This is a genomic window from Jiangella anatolica (genome assembly GCF_003236295.1).
Taxonomy (GTDB): Bacteria; Actinomycetota; Actinomycetes; order Jiangellales; family Jiangellaceae; genus Jiangella; species Jiangella anatolica.
In genome coordinates this window covers 25789-35857 of record NZ_POTW01000071.1, presented here as the reverse complement: position 1 = coordinate 35857, position 10069 = coordinate 25789, and the positions used below count along the sequence as shown (strand labels likewise).

Genomic DNA, 10069 nt, shown 5'->3' with positions numbered 1-10069 from the left:
GCCCGGATCCTGCTCGCCGGCCACGTCGTCGGCCGGGCGGCGCCGCTGGCGCTGGCGGCCTGGCTGCCGCCGGCCCGGGCCGACGGCCAGGGGCAGCGGCTGGGCCGGATCGGCCTCGTGGACGCCGTCGTCGCGGCGGTGACCGTGCTGGTCGTCGTCGTGCTGACGGCCGGCTGGTGGGCTCCGGTGCTGCTCGCGGCCGCCGTCGTGCCGGTGCTCGGCCTGCGCCGCGCCGCTCGCCGTCGCATCGGTGGCGTCACCGGCGACGTGCTCGGCGCCTCGGTCGCGCTGACCAACCTCGCGGTCGCGATCACCGTCGTGGCCCTGGCTCGGGAGGACCTGCTGTGACCACCCCGCCCCGCCCCTTTGTAGAAGTTGATCATGGAGAAACCGGCCTTCCCGAGCGCTCGGAAGCCCGAGTTCTCCATGATCAACGTGGGTCCGGGGCGTCGCGGGGGCGGCTGACGCTGGTGCTGGGCGGGCAGAAGTCGGGCAAGTCGGGACTGGCGGCGCGCCGGGCCGAGGCCAGCGGCCGTCCCGTCGTGGTCGTCGCGCCGGCCGTCGTGCGGGACGAGGAGTTCAAGGCCCGGGTCGAACGGCATCGCGCCGACCGGCCGGCGCACTGGCGCACGCTGGAGACGTTCGACCTCGCGGCCGCCGTCGCCGAGGCCGGTTCCGGGACGTTCGTGCTGGTCGACGCGTTGGACACGTGGCTGGCCGAGACCTTGGAGGCGTCCGGCGTGTTCGTCGGCGACGAGGTGCCCGATCCGGCGCTGCGGGCGCGCGCGGAGGACGGCGTGGTCGCGGCGCTGCGGGCGTTCACCGGCGCGATCGCCGCCCTGGACGTCGACGTGCTGGTCATCGCCGGCCAGCCCGGCCTCGGTGTGCACGCCGGCGGCGCCGGCGCGCGCCTCTACGTCGACGTGCACGGACGCGCGGTGCAGACGCTGTCCGCCGTCGCCGACGAGGCGCTGCTGGTCGTGGGTGGCCGGGTCGTCCGGCTGGAACCGGACCTGGCGCCCGCCGCCGGCCCACCCGGCGAGGCGCCGGACCCGGCCGGCGGACCCTTGGCCGACCCCGGCCCGTTCGGCGAATCGCCCGCGGATGGTCTGCCGCTCAACTGGGCGCCCGCCGGTGGGGTCGCAGGTTCCGCGCCCTCGGCCGGGTCCGTCACCGCGACGTCGTCACCGGCCGTGGACCCGCTGCTGCGCGAGCACGGCGACACCCAGGTCCCGCCCGGCGCCGTCGACCTCGCGGTCAACGTGCAGCCGGGGCCGCCGACGTGGCTGGCCGAGCGGCTCGCCGCCGCGGTACCGGACCTCGCCGGCTACCCCGACGATCGCGCCGCCCGGGCCGCCGCGGCCGCCCGGCACGGTCGTCCCGCCGAGGAATGCCTGCTCGTCGACGGCGCGGCGGAGGCGTTCTGGCTGCTCGCCCACGTGCTCCGGCCACGGCTGGCCGCCTGCGTGCACCCGTCGTTCACCGAGCCCGAGGTGGCGCTGCGGACCGTCGGCAGCACCGTCGTCCGCGTCCGCCGTGACCCCGCGCGCGACTGGCGGCTGGACCCGTCCGCCGTTCCCGCGGCCGCCGACCTCGTCGTGCTCGGCCGGCCGGACAACCCGACCGGCGTGGTCGACCCGGTCGAGACCGTGGCCGCGCTGACCCGGCCGGGCCGCATCGTCGTCGTCGACGAGGCGTTCGCGGAGTTCCTCGACGACGCCGGCGGCGTGGCCGGGCACCGCGACCTGCCCGGGGTCGTCGCGGTGCGCAGTCTGACCAAGCTGTGGGGGCTGGCGGGCCTGCGGGTCGGCTACGTCACCGGGCCGAGCGACGTGATCCGCACCCTGGGGCACGGCCGGCAGCCGTGGAGCGTCAACCGGCTCGCGCTGACGGCGATCGAGGCGCTCACCGCCCCGGCGGCCGAGGACGAGCGCCGGGGCCGCGCCGCCGCCGTCGCGGAGCTGCGGACCGAGCTGATCGCCGGCCTGCGCGCCGTCGGGAGCCTCGAGGTGTGGGACGCGCACGCCAACTTCGTGCTGGTCCGGTCCGGCCGGCCGGGGCTGCGCGACCGGCTCCTGGCGCACGGCCTGGCCGCCCGCCGCGCCGACACGTTCCCCGGCCTGGACGACCGCGCCGTGCGGATCGCGGTCCGCGACCGGGCCACCCACCAGCGGCTGATCGCCGCTCTGCACATCACCGAGAACGGAGGACCGGCATGACGCGCACGGTGGAGGAGCTGGCCGGAGCGGTCGTCGCGGCCGACGGCGCGGCGTACGAGCGGGCGTTGGAGCGGCACGCCGGGTTGGCCAAGCCGCCGGGCAGTCTCGGCCGGCTGGAGGACCTCGGCGCCCGGCTGGCCGCGATCGCCGGTCGCTGCCCGCCGCCGATCCCGTCGTCGCCGGCCGTCGTCGTGGCCGCGGCCGACCACGGCGTGCATGCGCAGGGCGTGTCGGACTGGCCGCAGGAGGTGACCGCGGCGATGGTCGAGACCGTCGCGGCCGGTGGCGCGGCCGTGAACGCGATCGCCCGGACCGTCGGCGCGCGGGTCGAGGTGGTCGACGTCGGGACGCTGCGGCTCGGTCCGGTGCCCGGTGGCGTCCACGACGAGCGGGTGCGCAGCGGCACCCGCGACCTGGCCGTCGAGCCGGCGATGACGATCGAGGAGTGCCGGGCCGCGATCGGCGCGGGCGCGCGGGTGGCGGCGGAGCTGATCGACGGCGGCGCCGACCTGCTGGTGACCGGCGAGGTCGGCATCGGCAACACGACGGCGTCGGCGGCGCTGATCGCCGCGTTCACCGGCGCCGAGCCGGCCGAAGTGACCGGCAAGGGCGCCAACCTCGACCATGAGCGCACGCCGCACAAGGTCGAGATCGTCCGGACCGCCCTGGCCCGGCACGCCGCAGACACGTCGGTCGAGGCGCGCGGGTCACTGGGGACGCTGGCGTCGCTGGGCGGGCTGGAGCACGCGGCGCTGGTCGGCGTCATGCTGGCCGGCGCGGCCGCGCGGATCCCCGTCATCGTCGACGGCGTCATCACCGGCGCCGCCGCCCTTGCCGCCGTCGCGCTCTGCCCCGACGTCGCCGGCTACCTCATCGCCGGACACACGTCCGCCGAGCCGGGCGGGCGCTCGCTGCCGGACCGGCTGGGGGAACCGGCGCTGCTGGACCTGCGGCTACGGCTCGGCGAGGGCACCGGCGCGCTGCTGGCGGTTCCGCTGGTGCAGGCCGCGGCGCGGGTGCTCACCGACATGGTGACACTCGCCGACGTGACGAAGACCGCCTAGCGAGTTGTCTGGCCGGAGCGTTGCGGCGGATGCTGCGCCGGCACTGGTCGGCGGCCGTCGCGGAGGTGGCCGGAGGGCACGGTGCCGGCTCCGGTTCGCGGTCATGGGCGGAGGTGCCCAGAGAACGCGGCGCCACATGCGCTCGGCGGTTCAGGGGCGGAGGTGCCCGGAGGATGCTGCGCCGGCTCCGCGTTTCGTGGCGGAGAAGCATGCCACGAAACGCTCTTTAGACGCCGGCTCCGCATCCTCCGGGCACCTCCTCGGGCCTGCTCGGGCCGGCTCCGCATCCTCCGCCGCGTCCTCCGAGTGCCTCCGCCGGTCGGCTCGGGGCCGGCTCCGCATCCTCCGGGCACCTCCGCGTCCGCGCGGGAGACCAGCACCGCGCGCTCCGGGCACTTCGGCCGGACGCGCTGGTCTCAACGCCGGCTTCGCGTCCGCCGGGGAACTCAGCGGGGTGCCTGGGGCCGGCTCGGCATCCACCGCCACCGCGGGCTGGGCGCGGCGGGGTTCGTCGGGCGGCTCGCTGGTTAGTTCTGGCTGCCGTCGAGGGTGCCCTGGCTGCTGTTGCCGGCCGGCGACGCGGGGGCCGACTTCTTCGCCGGCGCCTTCTTCGCGGTCTTCTTGGCCGGCGCGCTCTTCTTCGCCGGCGCGGCCTTCTTCGCGGGCTTGTCGGCGGCGCCGTCGGACTCCGGAGACGCCTTCTCCGCCGCGGGCGGCGTGGCCTCCTTCGCGGCGTCGGGCGCCGGCGCCCACGGACCCGTCGACGGGTCGTAGGTGGTCCACTGGTCGGACTGCCCGCGGCGGCGGACCACGGCGGCCAGCGCCGCGCCGCCCGCGGCGAACCCGCCCAGCACGGCGACGAACCGGCGGCGGCGCTTGCGCTTGCGCGCCTTCTCGGTCTTCTCCGCGAGTGCCGCGGTGCGCTCGGACAGGTCGTGCGCGCGCTCGGAGAACTTGTCCGCCGCGACGGCCAGCGAGTCGGCGACCCGAGGCACGACGTCGTGCAGCAGCGTCTCCTTCGCCTGGGTCGCGGCCGGGCCGACCTTCTCGCGCGCCGCGTTGACCCTCGGGCCCACCTTGTCCACCGCCGACTCGACCATCGGCGTCAGCCGCTCCCGGGCCGAGTCGACCACCGGTGTCGCGGCTTCGCGGGCGCGCCGACCGGCCTCGCGGGCGGCCTGGCGGGCCTGTTCCGCAGCCTCTTGCGTGCGCACCTTGGTGTCCTCGGTGCCTTTTCGCCGGCTGAATAGCCTGCTCACGTTGGGCCTCCCTTGTCCGATCGCGTACAGGGCCCGTGTATCTGGAGTCCCCCGTCGATCATGCCTTACCAACGACCGTATGCCGACATACGCCACGGCGTGCGAGGATGGAACAAAATCGAGGACTCCGAACAGCGAGGACATACCCGTGGCCGACGAGCTTCATGCCACCCTGCACACCAACCGCGGCGACATCACCGTGGCCCTGCTGCCGAACCACGCGCCGAAGACGGTGCGCAACTTCGTCGAGCTCGCCAAGGGCGAGCGCGAGTGGGTGAACCCCGAGACCGGCGAGAAGACCAGCGACAAGCTGTACGACGGCACCGTCTTCCACCGCGTCATCTCCGGGTTCATGATCCAGGGCGGCGACCCGCTGGGCAACGGCCGCGGCGGACCCGGCTACGACTTCGCCGACGAGTTCCACCCGGAGCTGGCGTTCAACAAGCCGTACCTGCTGGCCATGGCCAACGCCGGCCCGAACACCAACGGCTCGCAGTTCTTCATCACCGTCGGCCAGACGCCGCACCTGAACCGCCGTCACACGATCTTCGGCGAGGTGGCCGACCAGGCCAGCCGCGACGTCGTCGACGCCATCGCCGCCACGCCCACCGACCGTACCGACCGGCCGCTGGAGCCGGTCGTCATCGAGTCGGTCACCGTCACCGGCGGCTGAGACCCGAGAGAACCGGCGTTCCCATGACCGGAAGTGCCGGCGGCCCGGCCGGACCGCCCGCCAGTGGCGGTTCGGCCGCCCCGCCGACCTGCTATCGTCACCCCGACCGCGAGACCTACATCCGCTGCTCGCGGTGTGAGCGGCCGATCTGCCCCGAGTGCATGATCGCCGCGCCGGTCGGCTACCAGTGCCCGGAGTGCGTCGCCGAGGGACGCAAGGGCGTGCGTCAGGCCCGCACCGCACTCGGCGGGCAGCGCCGCGACGCCGGCGCCACCGCCATCACGCTCACGCTGATCGGCATCAACGTCGTCATCTGGGTCGCGGGTCTGGTCATCGGCACCCGGGGCGACTCGTTCCTCGCGGCCTACGCCCGAGCCACCGGCACCAACGAGGTGGCCGCCCGGCTGGGCCTCGTCCTCGGCGACCCGAACGACGCGTTCCGGTTCGGCATCGTCGACGGCGAGTGGTACCGGCTGATCACGGCGACGTTCATGCACGTGAGCGTCCTGCACATCGCGCTGAACATGCTGGCGCTGTACATGCTCGGCACTCAGTTGGAACCGCTGCTCGGCCGGGCCCGCTTCACGACGCTGTACCTGCTGTCCGCCCTCGGCGGCTCGGCGGCGTCGCTGCTCATGGTCTCGGACTCGTACAACATCTCGATCGGGGCGTCGGGCGCGGTCTACGGCCTGTTCGGCGCGCTCTTCGTGGTCGCCCGCCGGCTCGGCGGCGACACCCGCAGCATCCTCGTGGTGCTGGCGCTCAACCTGGCGTTCAGCTTCACCATCTCGGGCATCGACTGGCGGGCCCACCTGGGCGGCCTGGCCATCGGCGCGGCACTGGCCGCGGTGTACGCCTACGCGCCCCGCGAGAACCGGGCCATCTGGTCGCTGATCGGCTCACTCAGCGCCGCCGTGGTGGTCATGACCGTGATCACGATCGCCGTCATCTAGCTCACGCACGAACGACCTCGGCCCCGTTCCGGCACGCTGCCGGAACGGGGCCGTCGTCAGTTATCCACAGGAGTTATCCCCACTGGGGAAAATTACACGCGTGTAATCACAGGTGTGCAATAACCTGTGGACAACCGCGTCCCCGCAGGTCAGTGCGGATGCGCCGTCACTTCCACTTGGTGGCGGTCATGAACCCGCCGGTGATCAGGCCCATGCCGATCAACAGGTTCCAGCCGCCGAGGTCCTGGACGATCGGGATGTCGTCGCCGACGAGGTAATAGACCACGATCCACACCAGGCCGACGAGCAGCAAGGTGATCATTGTGGGGACGACCCAGCGACCGGAGACCGTCGGGTCCTTGAGCTCGCTCCGCTCCGGCGGGGTGTAGTCGTCGTCCTTGCGACGGCTGCGAGACTTGGGCACGGTCGGTTCCTCTCGGTCTTGGCTGGTTGCGGTGATGCTCGGCTAGCGTAGTCGTCAGCAGGCGTGACGCCCACATCGCGGCGTGCACTCCGATCGTCCCACTTGGAGGTGGACACCATCAGCCGGCCGTCCGACAACACCCGGGTCTGGCGATTCCTCGCCCCCGTCGTGCTCGCAGGCTGCGGTGTCCTGCTCGTCACCAGCGCCAAGGCCGCCGACGGCGACGACCTGCGCGGCAGCGACGTCGTCGCGCTGTCCGACCTGGTCCGTACCGAGGAACGACGGGTCCAGGAACTGCAGTCGCGCATCGACGACCTCTCCTCCGACGTCGAGGACCTCACCGCCGGGCAGGGCAACAGCGAGGCCGCCGAGGTCGACCGGCACACCGAGGAGCTGCTGCCGGCCGCCGGGCTCACCGCGGTCGAGGGGCCGGGCCTGACGGTGACGCTCGACGACGCACCGGAGGCGGACGACCTGAGCGAGGACTCCGAGGTCAACATCGAGGACCGCCTCGTCCACCAGCAGGACCTCGAGGGCGTCATCAACGCGCTGTGGGCCGGCGGCGCCGAGGCCGTCACCGTCATGGACCAGCGCATCGTCTGGACCAGCACGGTCCAGTGCGAGGGCCCGGTGCTGCTGCTCAACGGCCGCACCTTCTACCCGCCGTACACCATCAGCGCGATCGGCGACGCCGACGCCATGCGCGACGCGCTCGACGCGGAGCCGAAGGTGCGCGAGTACCGCGCCTGGGCCGATCGGGTCGGGCTGACCTACCGGGTCGTCGAAGACGAGGAGCTACAGATGGATGCCTTCACCGGCAGCGTTCAGGGAGGCCAGTCGTCGTGAGCCGGCGCATCCTCGTGGTCGACAACTACGACAGCTTCGTCTTCAACCTCGTCCAGTACCTCGCCCAGCTCGGCGCCGAGTGCGACGTGCGGCGCAACGACGAGATCGGCTCGGCCGACGGGTACGACGGCGTGCTGCTGTCGCCCGGTCCCGGCACGCCGGAGAAGGCCGGCGGCTGCATCGACCTCATCCACACGCTGGCCGGGCGCACCCCGATCTTCGGCGTGTGCCTCGGGCTGCAGGCGATCGGCGTCGCGTACGGCGCCACCGTCGGGCGGGCGCCGGAGCTGCTGCACGGCAAGACCAGCCGGGTGCACCACGACGGCGCCGGCGTGCTGGCCGGTCTGCCCGACCCGTTCACGGCCACCCGCTACCACTCGCTGGCGGTCGAGCCGGACACCGTGCCGGCCGAGCTGGCGGTCACGGCCCGGACCGCGGGCGGCGTCGTGATGGCGATGCGGCACCGGTCGCTGGCGGTCGAGGGGGTCCAGTTCCACCCGGAGTCGGTGCTCACCGAGGGCGGCCACCGGATGCTGGCCAACTGGCTCGCCGTCTGCGGCGACGACGGCGCGGTCGCACGGTCCGCCGGGCTCGCCCCGGTCGTCGCGCACGGCCCGGCCGCCGACCTCCCTGCCTGAGGCGCCGCCGGAACGGAGCGAGCCGCGCGGCCCGGGATGTCCCGTGGACCGCGCGGCTCGTCGACGATCGTGGCTGCGCCGGCTCCTAGTTGCCGAGCACGCCGCCTTCCTCGGCGCCGGCCTCGCCTCCGGCCTCGCCCCCGGTTTCGGTCCCGGTCTCCGTCCCCGTCTCGGTGCCGGTTTCCGTCCCTGTCTCGGTGCCGGTCTCGGTGCCGGGTGACTCGGTCTCCGTCGGGTCGTCGGTCGGCGTCTCGGTCGTCGGGTCCTCGGTCGGCTCTTCCGGCGCCTGCGCGACGTAGATGATCACGGTCGCGCCCTCTTCGAGCTCGGCGCCCTCGTCCGGGTCCTGGTCGTACACCAGGCCGTCCGGCTGGTCGGCGGTCTCCTCGACCACGACCCGCGGCACCAGGCCGATCTGCTCCAGCCGGGCCTCCGCCTCGGCCTGGGTGGCGCCGACGAGGTTGGGCACCGGCACCAGCTCGGTGCCGCTGGAGTAGACGATGTTCACCGTCGTTCCCGGCGCGACCGGGGTGTTGCCCTCGGGATCGGTGCTGATCACCTCACCCTCCGGCCGGTCGCTGTTCGCCGCCGTCCGGTTGCCTGGCGAGAGGCCCGCGGCCTCGATGGCGGCCTCGGCCTCCTCGAGTGGCCGGCCGACCACCGACGGCACCGGGACCATGTCGGGTGCCGCGCCGATGGTGAGCGTCACCGTCGAGCCCTCGTCCAACTGGGTCGAGGGCACCGGGTCCTGACGGACCACAGTGCCGATCTGGGCTTCGTCCTCGACCGGCTCGGTCTCGATCGCTGCCTCGAGATTCTCGCTGGTCAGCCGGGTCTGCGCCTCTTGCTGCGTCATTCCGACGAGGTTCGGCACGGTCGCCTGCGCCGTGCCGCCGGAGTTGAAGACGAGGTAGCCGATCAGCCCGGCGATGGCCAGGATCGCCAGCGCGCCGAGCACGACGGCCCACCAGCTGAAGCCCTTGCGCTCCTCCTCCTCGTCCTCGTACTCGTCGGGGTACGGGGTGTCGTCGTCGAGCGGCAGTGCGCCGGCGGCGACGGTGGCGGGAGCGGCGTTCGCGATCAGCTGGGTCGCGGCTGAGGTGTCCGCGGCCGCCGCCACCGGCAGGCCGGCGGCGGCCCGCTCCAGGTCGGTGCGCATCTCGTAGGCGCTCTGGTAGCGGTGCAGCCGGTCCTTGGCCAGCGACTTCATCACGATCGCGTCGAGCTCGGGCGTGATGTTCGGGTCCAGCGCCGACGGCGGCGTGGCCTGCTCGCGCACGTGCGACACCGCCACCGACACCAGCGACTCGCCGATGAACGGCGGCCGGCCGGTGAGCAGCTCGTACAGCACGCAGCCGCTGGCGTAGAGGTCGCTGCGGGCGTCGGCCTGCTCGCCGCGGGCCTGCTCGGGCGAGATGTACTGCGCGGTCCCGACGACGGCGGCGGTCTGGGTGAGCGCCATGCCGGTGTCGGCCAGCGACCGGGCGATGCCGAAGTCGGTGACCTTCACCTCGCCGCCGCTGGTGATCATGATGTTGCCGGGCTTGATGTCGCGGTGGACGATGCCGGCCCGGTGGCTGTACTCCAGCGCGTCCAGCGTGGCGACGAGAATCTCGATCGACCGCTCGGGCGTGAACCGCTGCTGCTCCTGCAGCATCTCGCGCAGCGTCTGGCCCTCGACGTACTCCATGACGATGTACGGGAGGCGGTGGCCGTCGACGTAGTCCTCGCCGGTGTCGTACACGGCGACGATGTTGCGGTGGTTGAGCGACGCGGCCGACTGCGCCTCGCGGCGGAACCGGGCCTGGAACGTGGCGTCGCTGGCGTGGTCGACCCGCAGCATCTTCAGAGCGACGATGCGGCCCAGCCTGGAGTCGCGGCCGCGGCGAACCTCGGCCATGCCACCACGGCCGATCACCTCGCCCAGCTCGTAGCGATCTCCTAGGAGTCGCAACTCGTTCATTGTGCGGCCCTTTCTCGACTCAACCCCGCG

10 protein-coding genes are annotated in these 10069 nt (G+C 73.4%); 7 read left to right on the top strand and 3 right to left on the bottom strand.

Going from position 1 to position 10069, the window contains the following annotated elements; translation table 11 throughout:
- From C1I92_RS23575 to cobT, 3 genes are all read left to right on the top strand, one after another.
- Positions 1–348: adenosylcobinamide-GDP ribazoletransferase (locus tag C1I92_RS23575; protein WP_199521526.1), on the top strand; the 348-nt coding region annotated here is incomplete at its 5' end.
- Positions 349–470: 122 nt separating this feature from the next.
- Positions 471–2219 carry an Rv2231c family histidinol phosphate aminotransferase CobC gene (gene cobC, locus C1I92_RS33990; RefSeq protein ID WP_158564252.1) on the top strand — a complete coding sequence of 583 codons (1749 nt, stop codon included), beginning with the start codon at positions 471–473 and terminating at the stop codon, positions 2217–2219.
- Entirely contained in the window at positions 2216–3283 is a 1068-nt protein-coding gene (gene cobT / locus C1I92_RS23555; protein WP_111257092.1) for a nicotinate-nucleotide--dimethylbenzimidazole phosphoribosyltransferase, read from the top strand. The genes cobC and cobT overlap by 4 nt, the downstream gene beginning before the upstream one ends.
- A 527-nt stretch (positions 3284–3810) precedes the next feature.
- Here cobT and C1I92_RS33985 read toward each other — a convergent pair.
- Positions 3811–4497 carry a hypothetical protein gene (locus C1I92_RS33985; protein WP_158564251.1) on the bottom strand — a complete coding sequence of 229 codons (687 nt, stop codon included), beginning with the start codon at positions 4495–4497 and terminating at the stop codon, positions 3811–3813.
- Positions 4498–4690: 193 nt separating this feature from the next.
- Between C1I92_RS33985 and C1I92_RS23545 the strand changes: the two genes are divergently transcribed.
- Complete coding sequence (locus C1I92_RS23545) at positions 4691–5215, top strand: peptidylprolyl isomerase (RefSeq protein ID WP_111257090.1); 525 nt, start codon at positions 4691–4693, stop codon at positions 5213–5215.
- A 23-nt stretch (positions 5216–5238) separates the two neighbouring features.
- Positions 5239–6168, top strand: a complete 930-nt coding sequence (locus C1I92_RS23540) for a rhomboid family intramembrane serine protease (RefSeq protein ID WP_111257089.1) — start codon at positions 5239–5241, stop codon at positions 6166–6168.
- A 166-nt stretch (positions 6169–6334) separates the two neighbouring features.
- On the opposite strand, the gene C1I92_RS23535 is transcribed toward C1I92_RS23540, so the two are convergent.
- The gene (locus C1I92_RS23535; RefSeq protein ID WP_111257088.1) at positions 6335–6592 is read right to left on the bottom strand and encodes a cell division protein CrgA; all 258 of its coding nucleotides are present in this window, start codon (positions 6590–6592) and stop codon (positions 6335–6337) included.
- Positions 6593–6700: 108 nt separating this feature from the next.
- On the opposite strand from C1I92_RS23535, the gene C1I92_RS23530 reads away from it, so the two are divergent.
- On the top strand, positions 6701–7438 hold the full coding sequence (locus C1I92_RS23530) for a DUF881 domain-containing protein (protein ID WP_158564250.1): 738 nt from the start codon (positions 6701–6703) through the stop codon (positions 7436–7438).
- The gene (locus tag C1I92_RS23525; protein WP_111257086.1) at positions 7435–8076 is read left to right on the top strand and encodes an aminodeoxychorismate/anthranilate synthase component II; all 642 of its coding nucleotides are present in this window, start codon (positions 7435–7437) and stop codon (positions 8074–8076) included. Before C1I92_RS23530 ends, C1I92_RS23525 begins: the two co-directional genes overlap by 4 nt.
- An 85-nt stretch (positions 8077–8161) precedes the next feature.
- On the opposite strand, the gene pknB is transcribed toward C1I92_RS23525, so the two are convergent.
- Entirely contained in the window at positions 8162–10039 is a 1878-nt protein-coding gene (gene pknB / locus C1I92_RS23520; RefSeq protein ID WP_111257085.1) for a Stk1 family PASTA domain-containing Ser/Thr kinase, read from the bottom strand.
- Positions 10040–10069 lie beyond the last annotated feature (30 nt).